This is a genomic window from Listeria ivanovii subsp. ivanovii, from assembly GCF_900187025.1.
In the GTDB taxonomy this organism is placed as follows: Bacteria; Bacillota; Bacilli; order Lactobacillales; family Listeriaceae; genus Listeria; species Listeria ivanovii.
Genome location: NZ_LT906478.1, coordinates 2,803,541 through 2,823,951, shown reverse-complemented (window position 1 = coordinate 2,823,951; position 20,411 = coordinate 2,803,541). Strand labels below are relative to the sequence as shown.

At 37.3% G+C, this 20,411-nt stretch carries 26 protein-coding genes; 18 read left to right on the top strand and 8 right to left on the bottom strand.

From position 1 onward, the window contains the following. Positions 1–53 precede the first annotated feature (53 nt). Positions 54–1,781 carry an ABC transporter ATP-binding protein gene (locus CKV67_RS14110; protein WP_014093950.1) on the bottom strand — a complete coding sequence of 576 codons (1,728 nt, stop codon included), beginning with the start codon at positions 1,779–1,781 and terminating at the stop codon, positions 54–56. A gap of 328 nt (positions 1,782–2,109) precedes the next feature. Here CKV67_RS14110 and CKV67_RS14105 point away from each other — a divergent pair, with 328 nt between their 5' ends. From CKV67_RS14105 to CKV67_RS14060, 10 genes are all read left to right on the top strand, one after another. After that, positions 2,110–2,799, top strand: a complete 690-nt coding sequence (locus CKV67_RS14105) for a Crp/Fnr family transcriptional regulator (protein ID WP_014093949.1) — start codon at positions 2,110–2,112, stop codon at positions 2,797–2,799. A 141-nt stretch (positions 2,800–2,940) separates the two neighbouring features. Next, on the top strand, positions 2,941–3,585 hold the full coding sequence (gene fsa / locus CKV67_RS14100; RefSeq protein ID WP_014093948.1) for a fructose-6-phosphate aldolase: 645 nt from the start codon (positions 2,941–2,943) through the stop codon (positions 3,583–3,585). An 18-nt stretch (positions 3,586–3,603) separates the two neighbouring features. After that, entirely contained in the window at positions 3,604–3,951 is a 348-nt protein-coding gene (locus CKV67_RS14095) for an SH3 domain-containing protein (RefSeq protein WP_014093947.1), read from the top strand. Between the two features lie 115 nt (positions 3,952–4,066). Continuing rightward, a complete protein-coding gene (gene lde, locus CKV67_RS14090) occupies positions 4,067–5,275 on the top strand; it encodes a multidrug efflux MFS transporter Lde (protein WP_014093946.1) in 1,209 nt (402 codons plus the stop codon). Further along, complete coding sequence (locus tag CKV67_RS14085) at positions 5,265–5,546, top strand: helix-hairpin-helix domain-containing protein (protein WP_014093945.1); 282 nt, start codon at positions 5,265–5,267, stop codon at positions 5,544–5,546. Before lde ends, CKV67_RS14085 begins: the two co-directional genes overlap by 11 nt. A gap of 2 nt (positions 5,547–5,548) precedes the next feature. Further along, the gene (locus CKV67_RS14080; RefSeq protein WP_014093944.1) at positions 5,549–6,238 is read left to right on the top strand and encodes an NAD-dependent protein deacylase; all 690 of its coding nucleotides are present in this window, start codon (positions 5,549–5,551) and stop codon (positions 6,236–6,238) included. A 117-nt stretch (positions 6,239–6,355) separates the two neighbouring features. Beyond that, positions 6,356–7,690: a hemolysin family protein gene (locus CKV67_RS14075; RefSeq protein WP_025280138.1), complete on the top strand. Its 1,335-nt coding sequence runs from the start codon at positions 6,356–6,358 to the stop codon at positions 7,688–7,690. A 66-nt stretch (positions 7,691–7,756) separates the two neighbouring features. Next, positions 7,757–8,713 carry a LacI family DNA-binding transcriptional regulator gene (locus CKV67_RS14070; protein ID WP_014093943.1) on the top strand — a complete coding sequence of 319 codons (957 nt, stop codon included), beginning with the start codon at positions 7,757–7,759 and terminating at the stop codon, positions 8,711–8,713. A gap of 87 nt (positions 8,714–8,800) precedes the next feature. Beyond that, positions 8,801–9,166, top strand: a complete 366-nt coding sequence (locus CKV67_RS14065) for a hypothetical protein (RefSeq protein ID WP_014093942.1) — start codon at positions 8,801–8,803, stop codon at positions 9,164–9,166. 16 nt (positions 9,167–9,182) lie between these two features. After that, a complete protein-coding gene (locus tag CKV67_RS14060; protein ID WP_014093941.1) occupies positions 9,183–9,794 on the top strand; it encodes an HAD family hydrolase in 612 nt (203 codons plus the stop codon). A 54-nt stretch (positions 9,795–9,848) separates the two neighbouring features. On the opposite strand, the gene CKV67_RS14055 is transcribed toward CKV67_RS14060, so the two are convergent. Both CKV67_RS14055 and CKV67_RS14050 read right to left on the bottom strand, forming a co-directional pair. Beyond that, positions 9,849–10,229, bottom strand: a complete 381-nt coding sequence (locus CKV67_RS14055; protein ID WP_014093940.1) for a MerR family transcriptional regulator — start codon at positions 10,227–10,229, stop codon at positions 9,849–9,851. 103 nt (positions 10,230–10,332) lie between these two features. Beyond that, positions 10,333–11,220 carry a helix-turn-helix domain-containing protein gene (locus tag CKV67_RS14050; protein WP_014093939.1) on the bottom strand — a complete coding sequence of 296 codons (888 nt, stop codon included), beginning with the start codon at positions 11,218–11,220 and terminating at the stop codon, positions 10,333–10,335. 170 nt (positions 11,221–11,390) lie between these two features. Here CKV67_RS14050 and CKV67_RS14045 point away from each other — a divergent pair, with 170 nt between their 5' ends. From CKV67_RS14045 to CKV67_RS14030, 5 genes are all read left to right on the top strand, one after another. Next, on the top strand, positions 11,391–11,840 hold the full coding sequence (locus CKV67_RS14045; RefSeq protein ID WP_014093938.1) for a MarR family winged helix-turn-helix transcriptional regulator: 450 nt from the start codon (positions 11,391–11,393) through the stop codon (positions 11,838–11,840). After that, on the top strand, positions 11,837–13,189 hold the full coding sequence (locus CKV67_RS14040; protein WP_014093937.1) for an MATE family efflux transporter: 1,353 nt from the start codon (positions 11,837–11,839) through the stop codon (positions 13,187–13,189). The genes CKV67_RS14045 and CKV67_RS14040 overlap by 4 nt, the downstream gene beginning before the upstream one ends. Before the next feature lie 62 nt (positions 13,190–13,251). Next, complete coding sequence (locus CKV67_RS14035) at positions 13,252–13,695, top strand: VOC family protein (protein ID WP_014093936.1); 444 nt, start codon at positions 13,252–13,254, stop codon at positions 13,693–13,695. A gap of 211 nt (positions 13,696–13,906) precedes the next feature. Next, the gene (locus tag CKV67_RS14900) at positions 13,907–14,038 is read left to right on the top strand and encodes a hypothetical protein (RefSeq protein ID WP_258378211.1); all 132 of its coding nucleotides are present in this window, start codon (positions 13,907–13,909) and stop codon (positions 14,036–14,038) included. After that, on the top strand, positions 14,025–14,420 hold the full coding sequence (locus tag CKV67_RS14030; RefSeq protein ID WP_111187583.1) for a hypothetical protein: 396 nt from the start codon (positions 14,025–14,027) through the stop codon (positions 14,418–14,420). Before CKV67_RS14900 ends, CKV67_RS14030 begins: the two co-directional genes overlap by 14 nt. Before the next feature lie 124 nt (positions 14,421–14,544). On the opposite strand, the gene CKV67_RS15045 is transcribed toward CKV67_RS14030, so the two are convergent. Both CKV67_RS15045 and CKV67_RS14025 read right to left on the bottom strand, forming a co-directional pair. Next, entirely contained in the window at positions 14,545–14,604 is a 60-nt protein-coding gene (locus CKV67_RS15045; RefSeq protein ID WP_232048003.1) for a hypothetical protein, read from the bottom strand. 689 nt (positions 14,605–15,293) lie between these two features. Next, positions 15,294–15,497 (bottom strand): hypothetical protein, encoded by a 204-nt coding sequence (locus CKV67_RS14025; protein ID WP_014093933.1) that lies wholly within the window; start codon positions 15,495–15,497, stop codon positions 15,294–15,296. A 99-nt stretch (positions 15,498–15,596) separates the two neighbouring features. Between CKV67_RS14025 and CKV67_RS14855 the strand changes: the two genes are divergently transcribed. Further along, entirely contained in the window at positions 15,597–15,830 is a 234-nt protein-coding gene (locus CKV67_RS14855; protein ID WP_014093932.1) for a hypothetical protein, read from the top strand. Between the two features lie 227 nt (positions 15,831–16,057). On the opposite strand, the gene CKV67_RS14015 is transcribed toward CKV67_RS14855, so the two are convergent. After that, positions 16,058–16,504: a GNAT family N-acetyltransferase gene (locus tag CKV67_RS14015; RefSeq protein WP_025280136.1), complete on the bottom strand. Its 447-nt coding sequence runs from the start codon at positions 16,502–16,504 to the stop codon at positions 16,058–16,060. A gap of 52 nt (positions 16,505–16,556) precedes the next feature. Continuing rightward, positions 16,557–17,291 (bottom strand): MerR family transcriptional regulator, encoded by a 735-nt coding sequence (locus tag CKV67_RS14010; RefSeq protein ID WP_014093930.1) that lies wholly within the window; start codon positions 17,289–17,291, stop codon positions 16,557–16,559. Positions 17,292–17,371: 80 nt separating this feature from the next. Between CKV67_RS14010 and CKV67_RS14005 the strand changes: the two genes are divergently transcribed. Beyond that, positions 17,372–18,091 (top strand): glucosamine-6-phosphate deaminase, encoded by a 720-nt coding sequence (locus CKV67_RS14005; protein ID WP_014093929.1) that lies wholly within the window; start codon positions 17,372–17,374, stop codon positions 18,089–18,091. 39 nt (positions 18,092–18,130) lie between these two features. Here CKV67_RS14005 and mbcS read toward each other — a convergent pair whose 3' ends face one another. After that, positions 18,131–19,708, bottom strand: a complete 1,578-nt coding sequence (gene mbcS / locus CKV67_RS14000) for an acyl-CoA synthetase MbcS (RefSeq protein WP_014093928.1) — start codon at positions 19,706–19,708, stop codon at positions 18,131–18,133. A gap of 194 nt (positions 19,709–19,902) precedes the next feature. On the opposite strand from mbcS, the gene tadA reads away from it, so the two are divergent. After that, positions 19,903–20,373 (top strand): tRNA adenosine(34) deaminase TadA, encoded by a 471-nt coding sequence (gene tadA / locus CKV67_RS13995; protein ID WP_014093927.1) that lies wholly within the window; start codon positions 19,903–19,905, stop codon positions 20,371–20,373. The last annotated feature ends 38 nt before the right edge of the window (positions 20,374–20,411 follow it).

Below are 20,411 nucleotides of genomic sequence, written 5' to 3'. Positions count from 1 at the left end.
TAAAAGCCGATTTATGTGAAGGCATAAATCGGCTTTTATTTCCTGGGAAATAGTTAATTTAGTTGTTGCTCAGCAAAAGAAGCGTAAAGCGGATGAGACAAAACTAATTCTTGATGCGTTCCACGACCAGTTATTTCACCATTTTCAATAAATAAAATTTGATCAGCATTAACAATAGTAGAAAGACGATGTGCAATAACAAAGGTGGTTCGTCCTTCCATTAAGTTTGCTAAAGCCTGCTGAACAATTAGCTCAGATTGGCTATCTAAACTTGCTGTTGCTTCATCTAACATGAGAATATTGGGGTTACGTAAAAATGCCCGGGCAATCGCAATTCGCTGTCTCTGTCCACCAGATAGCTTTACACCACGCTCGCCAACTTCAGTAGCCATTTGGTTGGGTAGTCCAGAAATAAATCCATCAGCATAAGCGAGCTTAGCGACATCCCAAAGTTTATCTTCACTAATTTCACGGTCCAAACCATAACATAAGTTATCACGGATCGTCCCAGATAGCATGGCGCTTTCCTGTGAAACATAACCAATTTGCGAACGCCAAGACTTAATCGAAATCTCAGAAAGTGGAATATCTCCAACTAAAATCCCTCCAGTATTTGGCTCGTAAAAACGTTCTAAAATCGCAAATAATGTTGATTTCCCACCGCCACTTGGACCAGCAAAAGCAATGACCTCACCTGGCTTGGTATCAAATGAAACATCTTTCAAAATAGGCTCGCCTTCATTATAAGCGAATGAAATGTCTATTGCATGAATGGTTTTTCCGGCGACGTTAACTTTTTCTCCGGCTCCAAAGTTTTCTTCGGTTTCATTTAAAATGTCTGCAATTCGTTCTGTAGCTCCTTTGGCTTTTTGGAGTTGTGCAAAGAAGGTGGCAAAAGAGGTGACAGGAACAATAATTTGGAACAGATAGAGTAAGAAAGCAATAAGTGTGCCCGTCGTCATAGTTCCAGCCGAAACACGAACCCCTCCATAGCCAATAATGCCAACAATGACTCCCATAACAACGAAGAAAATCAAGGGGCCTAAAACAGCAACAACTTTGGCTTCACGAATACCAAAACCAAACAATCGCTTAATACCTTGATGACCAGCTTCTGTTTCAATCATTTCAGCATTGGAAGCTTTTACAAGTCTAGATTCCGAGAGAGTCTGACTTATTGTGCCTGTAAAATCAGCTGTTTCGTTTTGAAGTCCTTTGGAAATTTTAAACATTTTATGACCGAGTGGAGCAACGACAAGTGCAGTAATTGGGATAGCTATCAAGATGATCAACGTCATTTTCCAGTCCATATAGAATAGAATAATAACAGCACCTATCACAGAAATAATTCCAGTGACAAATTGTGGCAAGTGATCAGCAATCAGCTCTTTCACAACAACTGTATCACTTACCATGCGACTTACCATTTCGCCTGTTTTAGTATTATCAAAGTAAGAAACAGGTAAATGCATAATTTTTCTCCATAAACGTTCGCGAATTGTGGCAACAACTTTTTGCCCCATATAATTAAGCAGAAAAATGGAAAATCCATTTGTTATCGCTTGTAGAATAAACGCAATAACAATTAGAGCAACAACTTTCCCATCAAGTGAAGAAACGGAGAACCCATCAATTAATTTTTTTGTGAAAAGAGGGACAATTAAACCAGCGACAGTTGTAATTACACTAGCAACTAAAGCACAGGAAATAATCCAATTTGCAGGCTTAGCGCTAATAATTAACTGAAAAAAATTTTTCCAACCATATTTTTTTTGAGCCATTTATTTTCTCCTTCCTAAGCATTCTCAATATAAATACTTGCTATTTAAGTATAATCATTTTAATGGAGAATAAAACCAGTCTAAAGTGGTAATTATTGATTATTTTTAAAATTTATTATTTTTTAGAAAAGTAACAAAAAGTTCAAAAAATCCCAAAAACAAGTTATATAATGATAAATATTTTAAATATCCCAAAGAAATATGTTAACTATTTATCTTAAATAAGATTTTTGCTTTTTATATCGTATTACAAATAAAAATTTTTGTATCCTATTTTATGCTATAATTATAACGTGTTTTTTCAATACAATATAGCAAAGGAGAGAATATGCTATTTTTAAAAGAGCTTGAAGCCAATCTAACGGTTAGCAAGTTAATGGAGCTGTGCTTTGAACATCCAAATTTCAAAGACTACTGCTCGGTTATCCGCACGAAGAAGGGTGAGGTTCTAGAAAGTTTAAGTCCAACTGGAACAAAGGTTTATTTTGTTCTGAGTGGCATATACGGGATGATTGTAGAAAAAGATGCAGAATTAGAAGAAGAGAATTGTAAAGAAAGCATTATTCGTTTTTTGCAAAAAGGAGATAATTTTGGATTGTATCATCTCTTTTATGATGAATGGAGCCCGCACGTTTCGATGCAAAGCTTAGGTCATGGTGAAGTTATGGAAGTAGATAGTAATTTTTTATTTTCTATTTTTGATAAAGTGGATCAGAATAACTTTTTCATGGTTAAAGTAATGTCGGAGGAATTACGCGAAGCACACGTATTTGCAAAACTAAGCTTCTTGAAAAAAGAAGAACGAATTCGCAAAACCATTCTAAAATGTGCTCAAACTTTAGGAACTTTTTCGGATAATGGGATACTGCTACCGAGAGAAGTAACGCAAGAAGTACTCGCAAGGTATACCAATACATCACGCGAATATGTGGTGCACACTCTCACATATTTAATTAAAGAGGAAATAATTAGAAATAAACCAAAACCTCTATTAGTGATGGATAAGACTCGTTTATAACACAAGTTTCATGTGAAACTTTTTGAATGCTTTTATAGGCATTCTTTTTTTGTGCACAAAGCAATTCCAAAGCATTATTTTGGCTTTTGCGTTATAATGACTCTGTAATTGAAAGCGCTTGATAGAAAAGGAGGATGTTTAATGAGATTTTTTATCGATACAGCGAACGTAGAAGAGATTAAAAAGGCTAACAGAATGGGGTTTATTGCCGGCGTTACGACAAACCCATCGCTTGTTGCCAAAGAAGGCCGTGACTTTAATGAGGTCATTCAAGAAATTACATCCATTGTTGATGGGCCAATTAGCGGCGAAGTAGTAAGTTTGGAAGCAAATGGTATGATTGAAGAAGGTCGAGTCATCGCAAAAATCCATCCCAATATGGTTGTGAAAATACCGATGACAGGAGAAGGGTTAGCAGCGGTTAAAGTGTTGACACAAGAAGGAATAAAAACAAATGTTACCCTTGTGTTTTCTGCAGCACAAGCATTATTAGCTGCCAGAGCAGGAGCTACTTATGTATCGCCATTTTTGGGTAGGTTAGATGATATTGGCGATGATGGTCTGGTCCTTATTCGTGATATTGCACAAATTTTTGAAATACACGGTATCCCAACAGAAATTATTTCGGCAAGTGTTCGCCATCCAATCCATGTTATTGAATGCGCTAAAGCTGGTGCAGATATCGCCACAGTACCATATAAAGTATTTGAACAAATGTTAAAACACCCTCTAACCGATAGCGGGATTGATAAATTCCTTGCAGATTGGGAAGCAGCTAAAAACTAACAAGGAAGGTTTCAAATTATGAATCGAACTTTTATTGTGAAAAAAGAACATAAAAGCAATTACCCAGATCCGCTTTTCCTTAACAAGAATGAATCAATCTGGGTTTTTCAAGAAGACACTGAGTATCCAGGGTGGATTTTCTGTAAAGTGAAATCTTCTGGTAAAGAAGGCTGGGTTCCAAAGCAAATTATTCAAATGGGCAGTGATGATAAAAGTGGAATAGTGACGGAAGATTATTCTGCGCGTGAATTAAATGTAAAACCTGGCGATAAATTAGAAAGTAATCGGGAATTAAATGGTTGGGTTTGGTGTGTGACTGAAGAAAACCAAGCTGGCTGGGTTCCGCTTCAAAATCTAGAAATTTAGAATGTTTCACGTGAAACAATTTAACCTAATATAGCAAAAAAGCGAAGGATTAGTTTTACTTTCGCTTTTTTTGTGGAATAATTAAGAGTAATGATAGAAGAATCTAGGTGGATTTATGGAAAATTGGAAGAAAAATCTATATGTTGTTTGGATTGGTTGTTTTCTTACAGGAACTGGACTAAATTTGATTATGCCGTTTTTGCCATTATATATTGAAGAGCTAGGTGTACATAATCCAGACCAAGTAAGTTTATGGTCAGGAATTGCGCTCAGTTCAACTTTTTTAGTTTCGGCAATTATGTCACCAATTTGGGGAAAACTTGCTGATCAAAAAGGACGCAGAGTCATGTTATTACGTGCCTCTCTTGGTATGGCGATAGCGATGATTCTTATGGGATTAGTGAGCAATGTATATCAATTTGTAGGATTGCGTTTATTAATGGGGATTTTTTCAGGATATATTTCCACAGCAAATGCACTCGTTGCAACACAAGTTCCGCGCCATCGTAGTGGTTGGGCACTCGGAGCATTATCAACGGCAGCTGTTTCGGGTGTGTTAATTGGTCCGCTAATTGGTGGAGCCTTATCTGATGCTTTTGGAGTTAGACCGGTATTTTATATTACAGGAGCACTCTTACTAGGGAGCTTTTTCTTAACATTATTCTTTGTAAAAGAGAAATTTACTCCGGTAGAGAAAAAGGAAATGCGCTCTGGAAAAGAGGTTTTCTTATTACTCAAAAACCCAGGCTTAATTATCTCGTTATTTATTACGACGATGATGATTCAAATAGCCTCCAACTCGGTTAATCCGATTTTGACTTTGTATGTACGAGATCTTGCCGGAAATGCTCAAAATATTGCTTTTATTAGTGGAATGATTGCTTCTGTTCCAGGGGTTGCAGCACTTATCGCTGCGCCAAGGCTTGGAAGGTGGGGTGATCGAATTGGTTCTGAGCGAATTTTACTTGGAGCGCTCATTGGATCGATGTTATTACAAATACCAATGGCATTTGCACAAAATCCTTGGCAGCTTGGTATCTTGCGCTTTCTACTGGGGCTTACAGATGGTGCATTATTGCCGGCAGTTCAATCACTACTTGCAAAAAATGCTCCTCGAGAAGTTTCTGGACGTATTTTTGGATACAATCAATCATTTCAATATATCGGGAATGTCATCGGTCCGCTAGTTGGATCTAGTGTTGCCGCACATTTTGGTTATGGAGATGTGTTCCTAGTTGTGGCTGGTTTTATTTTCATCAATGTGATTATCAGCTTTTATTTCAACCGAAAAATGCATAGAGAGAAGGGGAATAATGCGAGCTGACTTAATAAAATTACCAGGAATTGGCAAAAAAATGGTTGTCATGTTAAATGAAATTGGCGTTAAAGAAATAGCGGATTTAAAAGGGAAAGATCCGCTTAAGTTATACGAAGCTACTTGTGAAAAACGCGCTGAAAGAATGGATCCATGTGTTTTATACACGTATCGTTGTGCTGTTTATGTAGCAGAAACAGCACAAGATAAACAACAGCCCGAGTTACGCAAATGGTGGAATTGGAAAGACAAGGCACATGAAAATGAAAGGAAGAAATAATGATGAATGATTTAAAGGAAGCGATTAAGCAAGCAAACAAAATCGTTTTTTTAACGGGTGCGGGGGTGTCTGTACCTTCTGGGATTCCTGACTATCGCTCGGAAAACGGTTTATACGCAGGGATGGAAAGCCCTGAATATATGCTCAGTCATACATGTCTTACGCGAGAACCGGATAAGTTTTATCAATTTGTTAAGGAAAATATGTATTATCCAGATGCAGAGCCAAACATGATTCATACTAAAATGGCTGAAATCTCACAGCAAAAAGATGTGATGATTATTACACAAAATATTGATGGACTTCATGAAAAAGCTGGCTCTAAGAAAGTGATTAATTTTCACGGAAGCTTGTATCATTGTTATTGTCAAAAGTGCAAAATGAGCATTCCGGCTGAGACGTATTTACAGTCCAATGTTCATGAAGATTGTCTAGGTATTATTCGACCAGATGTAGTGCTTTACGAAGAAGCCATCCAAGAAAGTGCTATAAATCAGTCACTTTCAGCAATCAGACAGGCGGACTTGATTGTAATAGTTGGAACTTCATTTAGAGTGAGTCCGTTTTGTAATTTAACCGATTATCGAAATAAAACAGCGGAAATTTTTGCTGTGAATAAAGAGCGAATTTTCTTGCCGTATTCTTTTGAAATGATAGAAAGTGATGCGACAGAAGTTTTTGCGAAGGTTTGAAACCTTGCAGTAATGGGGGTAGCATGATAGAATTTTCTTAACCGGAAAATTGTCCGGAATATTTAGAGGAAATGAGCACTCGTTTTCTCGATGAAAATAAGGAGTGGAGAGTTCCATATGAACCCTGACCCCGAGAGTCAGCAGATTATCTTGCAGTTAATTCTTATTATTGTGTTGACACTGCTCAATGCATTCTTTGCCTCAGCAGAGATGGCCCTTGTATCACTGAACAAAAATCGAGTAAAAAGCCAAGCCGCAACTGGTGATAAAAAAGCGATATTGCTTGCTAAACTCGTAGACGATCCAAGTAAATTTCTTGCTACAATTCAAGTTGGTATTACACTCGCTGGATTCTTCTCCAGTGCGTCAGCCGCTACTAGCATTGCGACTAGATTGGAACCTATTTTTGGAGGAAGTAGTTTTGCCAAAGAGCTATCGATTATTGTCGTAACGATTGTGTTATCGTATATCACGCTTGTTTTCGGTGAACTTTATCCAAAACGTTTAGCACTTCAAAAATCAGAGAAAATTGCCCGAGTTTCTGTACGACCAATCATGGCAGTAGGCGTTTTGCTTCGTCCATTCGTGAAATTCTTATCCTTTTCCACGGATATTCTTGTGAAAATAACGAGAATGGAGAAAAATACGGATAATGAAAAAATGACACGAGAAGAAATGCAATTACTGATTGAAACCGGTCGACGTGACGGTGTAATTGAGGTAGAAGAATTACAAATGCTTCGTGGTGTATTTGAAATGGATAATAAATACGCACGTGAAGTAATGGTACCGCGGACAGATGCGTTTATGGTTGACGCCGAAACGGAATCAGAAGCCTTGGGTGACGCATTATTAAGTGAGAATTTTTCAAGAGTTCCCGTCTATACGAACGATCAGGACTCGGTGCTGGGTATTCTGCATATGAAAGATTTTTTTGCGGAAGCTAGAAAGTCAGGCTTTGAAAACATTGATGTGAAGTCGCTCGTAAAAGAGGCGTATTTTGCACAGGAGACAATGTTCATTGATGATTTACTCAAAAATATGCAAAGAACTAGAAATCAAATGGCAATTTTAATGGATGAATACGGTGGAGTTGCCGGAATTGTCACCGTAGAAGATTTGTTAGAAGAGATTGTTGGCGAAATCGATGACGAAAATGATGTGTTTTCAGATGAAGTGAAGAAAATAGATGATTCGACATTTATCGTGGAAGGCCGCATGACACTAGATGATTTTAATAAAATGTTTCACGTGGAACTTCCATCACGTGGCGTAGATACTGTAGCTGGGTTTGTGCTAACCTTAACCGGGACAATTCCAGAAGAAGATGATAAAGTAGTAGTTGAATACGGAAGCTTTCGATTTACAGTAGAAGAAATGAATGATGCTAGACTAGTTTCGGTTCGTGTGGAAAGAGACTTCCAAACAAGTGAATTAGAGCAGTTAGCTTAATGATAAAATTACAGTGCGGTATGAGAAATCTAACCGCACTTTTTTCTTAGGAATGAGGTTTTTAGAATGCCGAATATTAAAGAAATTGCCAAATTAGCCGGAGTTTCCGTGACGACCGTGTCACGCGTACTTAATAATCACCCTTATGTTGCTGAAGATAAGAGGACACGGGTTCAAGCCATTATTGATGAACTTGATTATTCTCCTAACCGTATTGCTACAGACTTGGCGCTTGGGAAAACTAATACAATTGGTATCATTTTGCCTTATAATGACCACCCTTGGTTTGATAAAATTGTTAATGGAGTTCTTGAGGCGGCCTTTAAAAATAGGTATTCGGTGGCTCTTTTTCCAACAGGATATGACACGAAAGAAGAAGAAAAATATTTAATGCGTTTGAAAACGAAGCAAGTTGATGGGCTAATTATCACCTCACGTGCCAATAACTGGGATGTGATTTTGCCATACCTTGCTTATGGACCGATAATTGCTTGTGAATATGTGGATTCTCCCAAAATATCTTGTTCTTTCATTGATAGAATTGATGCTTATCGAGATGGATTTTTGTTTTTACAAGAAGAAGGTTATAAAAAAGTTGCCTTTACAGCTGGACGTGAATCACTTGAAAGCACTAGTACATATGGGAAGATTAATGCTTATGAACAAGTATTTGGACCAGTTAGTGAAAACCGCTTTTTGGGGGAATGTTATACTTTTGAAGATGGTTTAAAAGCGGGAAAACACTTTTTTGGTGAAGGGAAAAACTGGCCGGACGCTTTTTATGCTAATGGTGATGAAGTTGCGGCTGGGATTATGTTTCACGCGAAAGAGCTTGGATTGCGGATACCAGAAGATGTGGCTATTTTAGGGCAAGAAAACTTGGCAATTGGAAAAGCACTGGAAATCACAACGCTTGATCACCATTTGAAAAAATTAGGCGAAAATGCTTTTGCTATTTTTGAACAGGGAAAACTGCAAAACATTCAAATTAAGCATGAATTAATCAGAAGAAAAACGGTTTAGAAAACTTTTTCTAATAAATTACTTGACATGAAACCCATTTCATCATTTAAAACTAATATATATAAGGTGATGAAGGAGGCGAATGGTATGAAACTAGAAGGTGCATGCAAGATTTATTCAGCTTTAGGACTAGAATATCAATTCGGAGAGTTTTACATCGATAGAGATTATCTTGTTTTTGACCAGAACTTCAGCTTGGGTATGAAAAAACGACAAACTTTTCCAGTTGCAAAATTGCGTAATATTGCGTTGACTACTGATAGAAACGAAATTTGCTTAACATTTAGCTGCGATAATATTGAATTTGAATTAAATGAAAACAGACAAGAAAGCTTGCGCGAATTTCGACATTTACTTGAGAATAAAGGCCTCGATGGTGCTGATTTTAAGAAAGAAAAAAGTCTCGAAAAAACAAGATACACAACCCATCACTATCACAATTTTGCTCAATGATGAAGGAGGAGTTTTCATGTATAAAACAATTATTTTTGATGTAGATGGAACGATTTTGGATACAGAAAGAGCAGTTTTACATTCACTTCAGGCCGTTTTAGCGGAAGAAGGATTGACTTACGAATTAGCTGAGTTGCGATTTGTGTTAGGAATCACTGGTGCGGCGGCGCTTGAACAACTGAATATATTAGATGAGGAGCGGATACTCGCTAACTGGATTGAACGAGAAGCGTCTTTTATTGATGAAGTAGAGGTTTTCGATGGAATTCATAAAGTGCTTCATGCGATTCCAGAAAGTGGTGTCGTCACTTCTAAAAACTCACTGGAAATGGACAAAGGTTTTTATCCGTTTGGAATTCATGATCATTTTGAAGCGATTGTTTGTGCCAGTGATACTGAAAATCATAAACCGCATCCAGATCCGTTACTTAAAAGCCTAGAAATTCTTGAGCGTGAACCACATGAAGTCATTTATATTGGTGATTCTTCTTATGATATGAAATGTGCCCATGCGGCCGGTGTTCATTTTGGCTTAGCGCTCTGGGGTGCGAAATCTACCGAGGGATTTGAAGCAGCAGAGTGTGTCTTTGAGAAACCAGAAGATATTTTAGCTTATGTAGTAAAATAATAAGGAAAACCCACAAACCTTCATTAAAAAAGTTTGCGGGTTTATTTTTTTGCTTTAAAATTCCTTTAATTTTTTTTGAGCCGGGATAAGATGTGTATCATAGTTTTCGATTTTAAAGTCGAGCCGTTCTAGTGCTTCTTGCATCATATCAATCCGGTCTTGAAGTTCTGCACGCTGTTCTTTTAATAATTCCATCCGAGGTTCTAGTGTCTTTTCTCCTTCGCGAAAGAGAGACAAATAATCAATTAGAGCTTCAATCGACATTCCAGCACGCCGCATTTGACGACTGAAGTCAATCCAGCGTAAATCTTCCTCATCAAATTTGCGCACACCGTTTTCGTTGCGACTAATATTTGGGATTAAGCCAATCCGTTCATAATAGCGAATGGTGTCTGCAGAAACACCAGTTTTTTCGCTTGCTTCTTTAATATTCATTATTTTCACTCCTACTCCTTTGCTCGTTTGATAATTTAAGTCTAGTCCTTGAAGTGGACTTTAAGTCAAGTAGAAAGAAAAAACAGTAAGTAAGAAGAGCTACTTAATCTTGATCACTGTTTTTCGTATTAGTTTGGAGAGTTGCAAGATAAGCGAGCAACAATCCGTCCATTTTGCGGAGGGAGAGATTTGTTTGCTCATGGAATTTGTCTAATCGATATTGAATCGTGTTACGGTGCATAAAGAGTTCTTTAGCAGTGAGGCTAATGTTTCCTTGGTTTTTAAATAAAGTATGGATTAGTGGAACCCAAGTATCATCTTGGTTAAAAAAGATTTTAAGTTCATTTGTAATTAAACTTTCTTTCATTCGAAGCGCAATTACTTTTAAGCTTTCTGAAGCAACTGTTTGAACAATAGTGCGGTTTTTATAATTAAAAATCGCTCGCTCTTCCGCAAACAAATCACGAAGTTGAATGTTTAACGGATGGAAAAGTCCCATGAAAAAAGTGGCTTGAATATAAAAGTCATTTTCAAGCGTGCTAGCAACGGCTTCCAGTTCTTCTTCACCAATAAGTGAGCTAGCAGATTTTTCGACAATTACACCATAGTGGCTCGAAAACATAATTAGTTCGGCTTCAGGGCTGAAAAAGCTAAGCAACGCCTTTTGCCATTCTTGTAACATGCTTTTTGTTGCATCGGTTCTAAGGTGAAATTGCGTTATTCTGTAAGCATCATTTTCATTCGGGATGAAAAGCTCGGTACTTCCAAATAATAAGTCAAACCAAAATTGTGTAGATTCTTTATGGAAAGTTGGTAATGGTTCAGGAAATAATGTTTGTAATAAGGTTAATTCTTCTTCAGAAAGATTGTTTTTGGGAATCGTGAAATAGTAAGGTTCCTCAAAAAAAGAAAAAACATTGGCGGTTACTTTAATTGGATTTTTTGAAACGACTATATTGGGATATCTATTTTTCAATATTTTAATGTGCACAGCGGATAGCACCCCTTCTCTAATCTTTATTTTTACAAAAGAAAGATAGGAAGTCAAATTATTACCCGGGAAATAAAAAGTTGCGCAGTCAACTAAATTATTGGTATACTAATTAATGGTTGACGCCGCAACTAATTATGTGGCGGATTTTTTTATGAGGAGAAGTGAGTATGGCAGATAGACAAGAAAGTTTAGCAAAGGCCATCGCGATTATTCATCGTTCTGAAAGTGCTTTTAAAAACAAAAAATTACTTGAAACAGGTCTTAATATAGGACAATTACGCTATTTATGGACACTTTATAAAGAAGATGGTATTTCTCAAGAATCAATGGCTAAGCGTTTTATGGTAGATAAGGCAAGTGTGACGAGGCATATTAAACGATTAGAAGAACTAGGAATGATTCGCCGGGAAATAGATGCGAAAGATCGACGTATTCAGCGGATTTTTGTGACTGAAAAAGGTTTTATGATGCGTGATTTGATTGAAGAAACGACTGTTGATTGGTCAGCGAAATTAACAGTTGGTTTTAGCGAAGAAGAGAAAGATAGCTTGCTGCATTTGCTTGATAGGTTGTCGGATAATGCAATTAGGGCAGTTGAAGGAGGAGATATGGAATGAAAGAACAAAGTAAGCGATTAGGTGAAGATAGCATACCATCACTTATGGCACGACTATCGGTTCCGGCATTTATTGGGATGTTTGTAATGGGTATGTATAATATTGTCGATACGATTTTTGTGTCTTACGGGGTTGGACCATCTGGCGTTGCGGCGCTTTCGATTGCTTTTCCAGTGCAAATGATACTAATGGCGATGGCTGCCATGTTTGGAATTGGTGGTGCTTCGATTATTTCTCGTTCGCTCGGTGCCGGGGAACAGGGTCAGGCGAATAAAGTCTTTCACCAAGTTATTTGGTTAGTCGTATTATCTAGTATTTTTATTGCTATTATTACATTTATTTTCTTAGATCCACTGATTACACTTTTTGGTGCGCCCGCGGATATTCACGATATTGCCAAGGATTTCTTGTCAGTTATTTTGCTTGGAGCAGTATTCCAGACATTTGCAATGGCAATGAATAATATTGTTCGTTCGGAAGGTAATGCTAAAACAGCCATGTTAACAATGCTCATTTCCGCTATTTTAAATATGATTTTAAATCCGATTTTTATTATGGGATTTGGCATGGGCGTTCGTGGTTCAGCACTTGCGACGGTAATTGCTCAAGCAGTTGGGGCGGTTTGGCTGCTGATTTATTTCTTATCAGGAAAAAGCACTCTATCTCTAAAGGGGATAACTTTCCGAATGGATTTCCCGCTTATTCGCCGGATTATGGCAATTGGGTTCCCGTCATTTATTATGATGTCAGCAGGAAGTATCGTTACAATCGCGGTAAACTGGATGCTTAATATTTATGGTGGAACGCTTGCTATTGCGGTTTATGGAATTGCCAACCGGATTGCTTCATTCGTGATTATGCCGATAAATGGGGTAACACAAGGGATGCAACCGATTGTCGGTTTCAACTATGGGTCGAGACAGTTCGAACGGGTGATGAAAGCTGTCAAAGTTTCTATGTTTGCAGCGACGGTTATGTCCTTAATCGCTTGGGGCTTGGTCGAAATTTTTCCAGGGGTGCTTGTCCGGATTTTCTCGAACGACCCAGAACTGATTGCTGAGGGAACTAGTGCGGTTAGATTTATGCTGTTAGCCGCACCAACAATCGGCTTCCAAATTGTTTGTGGTGGACTATATCAAGCACTCGGTCGGGCGCGGATTTCGTTTATTATTTCACTTATGCGTCAGATTATCTGTTTAGTACCGCTGTTAATTATATTGCCTCAATTCTTCGGCTTAAATGGCATTTGGTACGCTTTCCCATTAGCTGACCTAGGTGCATTTACTGTCTGTGTTATAATTATGAAGAAAACTTGGCGTCAAATTTTCAAAAATCCTGAACTAGTTTAAGTGTAAAGGCTTTAGGTATTTTAGTTATTAGCGCCTGAAAAAAGAATGAAGGAGTGATTTTTATGGCCAAGTTATACCCGTATTTAGCTTTTGATAATGCAAAAGAGGCTTTAAGTTATTATGAAGAAGTATTTGGAGCGACGAATATTACCCGTTTACCTGTGAATGAAGAACAAAGCGAGATGTTTGGACTCCCAAAAGAAGACCTTGAAAACACCACGGTTCATGGTGGATTTACTGTACTTGGTGCTAATCTATTTTGCTCAGATTCATTTGGAAAACCAGTTTCAGCGACAAATCAGATTTCTATTATGCTAGACTTAGACAATGAAGATCCGGTGGCCGTAGCGGAGGCAGAAGCTTTTTATGAAAAAGTTAGCTCATCTGGAAAAGTAACCATCACTTTACCATACGCAGAGCAATTCTGGGGCGGGAAAATGGGACAATTCGTAGATGTATATGGAATTTCTTGGATGCTTCATTCGCAACCTTATTCGAAATTATAAAAGAAAAGAATCTGGATTTCAAAGTTCCAGATTGCTAGTATGAATATTGTCAAATAAGTGAATAAATGTTATTACGAACATGACTCCCTGACAGTAGCATCATTAAAAACACGATGAATATTCGTAAATATGATTTAATAACCGATACACTCCCTATAAAGTAGACACTAGAAAAACAAAATTCTAGTTACTTTATGAGGAGTGTTTTTCTATGACAATCAATAAAACTAGTTTTGAACAAAGGCTATTTGCTGTACAAGAGATTCTTGAAAAGAAAAAATCAAGAAATCTCGGTTCTAAAGAAACAAATATACCAAATTCGACTATACGTGATTGGGTATAAAAGATGTCAAAATGTTGGTGAAGCAAAGAAAAATGCCGTGGAAGAAATGCTTTATCAAGGAGAAGCTACCGAATCTGTAGTCGTAGAAAATAAAGGTGTACATAAGGTTGAAATTGTGGAAGATATTTCAGTGGACGGACTTTTGCAAAAGATGGGAGAAAATAATACTTTTGTAGCTAATATGGAAAACAAGCATGGTTCTATAACTTTAGCAGTTCCACTTGCACCCGTAAATACTACTAATAGCTCTAATTATACTATTGACTTAATCCCGTTAAAATTAGCAGTAAATATAGCAGTGACGTCAAGTTTTTGCTTGGCGTATTTTTTTGTAAATCCTTCAAAATATTGTCAAATTAGGTTGAAATGTGGTACTATATAAATGAAAAGAGAGCCATGGGTTAACATGACTCCCTTGAAATGTGCAAACACCATTTAAGATGGTGACAGCCTTTTATATGATTTGTTTTAAAAACCACGAAGCTGTGCAGGCTTATGCGTGGTTTTTATTTTTTGTCATTTTTGCTGTTCATGATTGTTACGATTAGGACTGCAAAAGCAATCATAAGCGTAAGACTCTCGAAAACAGTCACACGTTTATCCTTTCCAGGTAACGCTTGAAAATAACATAAGCACCACCTACTTTCTATCGGTAAACCGACGGACAGAAGGCTGGTGCACCACCATAAACTTGCTGGCTATTTTATTATAGCATTTTAATGTTGGTTACAAAAGTGTACATGTAAACGCTTGTATTTAAGAATGAATGGTATTTGTAGCTTATGTCAGGAAGAAAAATTACTTACATATGAACATTACCCCCTAAGAGTGTAAATAATAATACTACTGTTAAAAAATACGCTAGTGAGGAAGTAATGGATGCTTTTGTTAAAAATGAGAAAGTCGATGAACCACAAAGTAGACGTAAATATACTTCGTAACAAAGAGGACATGGAGGATATACGCTTTGCCAAAAATGTAATAACGAAACAGGTACTAACTATGCTCATGAATATCAAATTGTAGCCAATGGTTTTAGTATGGTTTTACAGAATGAAGTTATTGATATGTTAACAGTGGTGTTAAAACTTAAACCGTTGAATTTTATAAAACAGGTTTTAACGATGTTTTGTTCCATTAATGGTCTGGCTCTAAATGCTAATAATGATTTAAGAAATCTTGTTCTAAATAAGTATAGTAATAGAATTAACAAAGATAATGTAAGAATATATATGTATATAAGTGGTGGTTCTATCTACAAAACTACAACAGCGTTAATAGGTGGTACTTCCATATCTGGGGTATTTTCTGAGATTATTGTTTGAGTCCCGTCAATAAGTATGCTGTCTTTATTTTTATTATAGGTTGCTGCTGAAGCTTGTTGTGTAGGTAATGCTAATAATATAGAAAATGCTAGTACTAATAAGTATAATGGAATTTTAATGTTTTTTATCTTCATAAATGTATCTCCCTTTTTTGTTTTCATCTCAGTAATAATATGGTAACTTGAATGTGAGAAAAAATACAAGTGAGATAAATGACAGAGAGGGATGATTTAGTGAACTTTAAATATTTTATGTTAAATGGCATTATTGGTCTTATATTAGTTTTTTTGATTCAATCATTACAATTTATTCGTGTGTTAGCGATTAAGTCTGGATTTATGGATGGAAGTCCAGATTATAATTTACTTACAACACATCTAGTAATAGTTCCTATAGTATTTTTTATTATAAGTCTTATTTTTCTGTTACTTTGGTTGTATAAAGATTTAGAAATAAACAAGGGATGATGTTACAGGAACTAGAAATGGGATAAAGGAAGAGTGCTCTATTAAATTCGGTTAAACTTATTTTTCTTAATTGTTTTTGCTAGATTTTAGTTACGTCCTAGTCACTAGACTTTTCTCTAAAATCTAAAAAAGTTTTAGAGATTATTTTTTCATTATAGCATCATTTAATTTTGAAAAAACATTAATAGTTAATTTGCATGCTACTAGACTTAGAGGAATCCATTATTTTACGACTCCACTGGGTTCACTTTTGTCATTAAATAATGCTCGCCGATTCCTGGGATAACAAACGATTTACCAACTTTACGATAACCATGTTTTTCATAAAAACCGACTGCGACAATCCGCGCATTACACCAGATAATCTCTACATCCTGCTTCCAAATTTCCGCTTCGCCAGCTGCAAGTAAAGCGGAACCTACACCTTTTAAGCGCATCCCACGTTCTGCCGCCACACCTCGAATCCTGTACTGCGCAGGTGCCATGATGATTGCTGATTTTTCTGGATAAAAACTGGCAACACCAACTAAAATATCTTTTTCAAAAGCGCCTAAATGAAAAGCTCCTTCTAAATCATCATTTTTATAAATAGCATTACTTTCCGGTTGCTCTGGGCGAAGGACCCGATGTCTGATATCCTGAGTGTCTTTTGCTGCAATTTGTTTGATTTCCATGGCATTCACCTCCACTTTATTTCTTTCTATTATAACCATTCCCCAGAAAATGTCACTCAAAATATAAATTTTTTTCATAGGAATAGCCGTGAACTAACTCTTTATCTACCCAAGCAACCGTTTCTTGAAGAAGATAATTTTCGCTTTCGGATTTTAATTCCCAATTTTGCGGGAGGCAAAATGGCTTGCGTTCGCTTGTTTGCAAAGAGCGCTCTCCGTCTGCTTTAACGGAATGGTCAAGCTCAATGAAAATGTAAGCCTGTCCATCTAGCATCAAATAGCCCGGAAATTGCGAGTAACTTTTAGAAAGATTTAGGCGATTTATCAATGCTTGGACTTCCTGATGAAACAGTGGATCATTTAAAATGGTCGAATGAATAGGCATTTGTAATGGTTCTGTAAGTATTAGTCTAGTAGTTTTCATGGATTGTGATTTTTCAGGTTCGCGATGTAGAAGTGATTGGAACCGATTAAGTAGCCATTTTTTACGGGCAATACGGGCTTCATCTTCTTGGAGCTTTTGTTGATATTTAACAAGTAGTTCGGGTAAGCTTTCAGGCGTATTTTTATCAAGATATTGTTTGATTGCTTTCAAAGAAAAGCCCATATATTGCAAGGCTTGAATAAAATTAAGCTGTTCTTCTTGTGCTACTTCATAATAGCGATATCCAGAAGTAGGATCAGTAAATGCTGGGACCAATAGCCCGATTTTGTCGTAATAGCGCAGTCGCTGAATGGAGAGTTGGCTTTTTTTCGCCATCTCACCAATGGATAAAAGAGGTGTCATTTATTTATCATCCTTTCCTCTTGACTCTATAGTTACTATATACTTTACCATAAAGGTAATTCAAAGCGAGAGGTGAAAAAATGAAAATAATTATCGAAAAAGATTATGAAAATATGAGTAAAACAACAATGCAGCTGCTTTTAGGGAAGATGTATCAAGATAAAGAAGTTCATCTGGCAATTACGGCAGGTTCGACGCCAAAACGAATGTACGAAATGTTGGTGAGTGAACTGCGTGAGAAGGCACCGCTTAAAAATGTCTGCTATTATAATTTTGATGAAATTCCAATTGGTGAAGAAAAATTTGGTGTGACTGTTGGTAATTTAAAGGAAATGTATTTTGATCCAGCGGGAATTCCGGAAGAGCAAATTCATGTGCTTGATACGAAAAACTATACCGAGCATGAGGCGCATTTGAAACGTGTCGGAGGACTGGATGCGATTTTGATTGGGATTGGAGAAGATGGCCATTTTTGTGGAAATTTGCCGGGCGTGACTAAGTTTGGTGATGAAACTCGGCTTGTTTCAGTGGAGTCGCGTCCAGATATGCACGATATTTTGCTCGGTGAAGTAGGTGGAGATCCGGAGAAAGTACCAGAATATTATGTAACGATGGGTCCCAAAAATGTCATGAATACGAAAGAAGTAATAATGTTCGCAAACGGGAAGAAAAAAGCAGCCATTATTAAAAAAGCTTTACAAGGAGAAGTTACTGAAGAAGTCCCAAGCTCGATTTTTCAATTGCATCCTAATTTTACAGTTGTATTGGACAAGGAAGCAGCGAGTGAATTGAATATATAAAAAAGCCGGTTAGCAAACTAATGCTAGCCGGCTTTCATGTTATTTATGCACACTTGCAAATTCAGCATCACGTAATTCCACACGACGAATTTTCCCAGAATCAGTTTTTGGCAGAGCGCTTGCAAACTCGATACGGCGCGGATATTTATATGGAGCAGTTTGTTCCTTAGTAAATGTTTGCAGCTCGTGAACAAGGTCGTCTGTGCCCTCGTAACCATCTTTTAAGACGATGAAAGCTTTTACGACGGTGCCGCGGATTTCATCAGGGCTTGCGACAACAGCTACTTCTTTCACAGCAGGGTGATGAGTCAAGGCGTCTTCCACTTCAAAAGGTCCAATCGTGTAACCAGAGCTAATAATAATATCGTCATTTCGACCTTGGAACCAGTAGTAATTATCCTCATCACGAATTGCACGGTCGCCAGAAACAAAATAGTCACCGCGAATCGCTTTTTGAAGGCGTTCAGGTTCTTTATAGTATTCTTTAAACAATGCTGGGAAATCTCTACGCATTGCAATATCACCGATTTCACCAACACCAACCGGATTTCCATCAGCATCAATAATCGCCATATACTCAGGCATAATTGGTTTGCCCATTGAACCGGGGCGAATTGGCGTATCTACAAGCGTTCCAATCAATAATGTGCTTTCTGTTTGTCCATAACCATCACGAACTTTAATGTCAAAATTGTCTTGGAAAACTTGAATTACTTCACGGTTTAGTGGCTCACCTGCTGAAACAGCACTGCGAAGGGAACTTAAATCATGTTCGCGCAAATTATTTACTTTTGCCATTAAGCGATATTCTGTTGGCGTACAGCATAGGACGTTGATTTTTTCTTCGCTAAGCAGGTTGAGTTGTTTTTCAGGAATGAAGCGGCCATTATAAATGAAACCAGTCGCGCCTTTTCCAAGAACGGATAGGAATGGAGACCAGACCCATTTTTGCCAGCCGGGTCCTGCAGTTGCCCAGACAATATCGTCTTCATGAATGTCTAGCCAGTGATCGGCTGCGATACGAATATGCGCGTAACCCCAACCATGAATATGTACAACGCCTTTAGGATTACCTGTTGTTCCACTAGTGAAAGCAAGTAAGCATGCATCATCGCGGGAAGTTTCCACCCGTTCGAATTCTACTGAAGCCTGTTCCATTAATGTTTCATAATGATCCCAACCAGCTAATTTTTCGCCAACAATAATCTTTTTGGCAACAGATGGGATGTCGTTAATTTTATCAAATTCAGCAGTCATTCCGTTATAAGAAACAATTGCTTTCACATTAGCATGATGGATGCGGTATTCTAAATCGTGTGCTTTAAGTAATTCGGAAGCGGGAATAATGATGGCTCCAGCTTTCCATAGGCCCATATAAATCGCATATGTTTCGAGCAAGCGAGGAGTCATTACGATAACATGATCGCCTTTTTTTACGCCGGCATCTTTCGCAACATTCGCAAACTTATTCGCTTGTTCAAGCAGGTGGCGGTAACTCCAAGTTTTTGTTTCATCGTGTTCATTTCTCCAAATTAAAGCTGTTTTTTCAGAACTAAATTTAGCAATCTCGTCGGTAATATTATAAAGTTCTGGAGCAAGTAGGTTCTCTGAATTCATAATAATTCTCCTTTATAGTAGATTGTATATTTTGATAATTTTGTTTTAGTACCTAGTATTAATATATGGTAATATAAATAGCTTATGAAAGCAACTAAAAGTATTCCTGTGAAAGTTTGAGCAGATTGTTCCTACATCTAACATAAGCTATGCTAAAATGACAGTGAGTGACTTTTTAGAAATGAGGTGCATAGATGGAACGAGCTTTCTTTATGCAACAAGCGCTTGAAGAAGCCGAGAAAGCACGAGAAATTGGAGAAGTTCCGATTGGTGCAGTAGTTGTTTTAGATGGAGAAATTATTGGTCGTGCTCATAACTTACGTGAAACTAGCCAAAATGCGGTAACCCATGCGGAATTACTTGCGATTCAAGATGCTTGTAATCATCAAAAATCATGGCGATTAAGTGGCGCAGAGCTTTATGTCACATTAGAACCATGCCCAATGTGCAGTGGAGCGATTTTGCTTTCAAGAATTACTAAAGTATATTACGGAGCAAAAGATCCAAAAGCAGGAACAGCAGGCTCACTCATGAATTTACTACAAGATGACAGGTTTAATCATACTTGCGAAGTGGAATCGGGATTAATGGAAGCCGAAAGTAGCGAGATGTTAAAAAGTTTCTTCCAAGAATTACGAAAAAGGAAGAAAACAGATAGGTCTTAATACCTGTTTTACAAAATAACAATTATCTATCTGCTTTT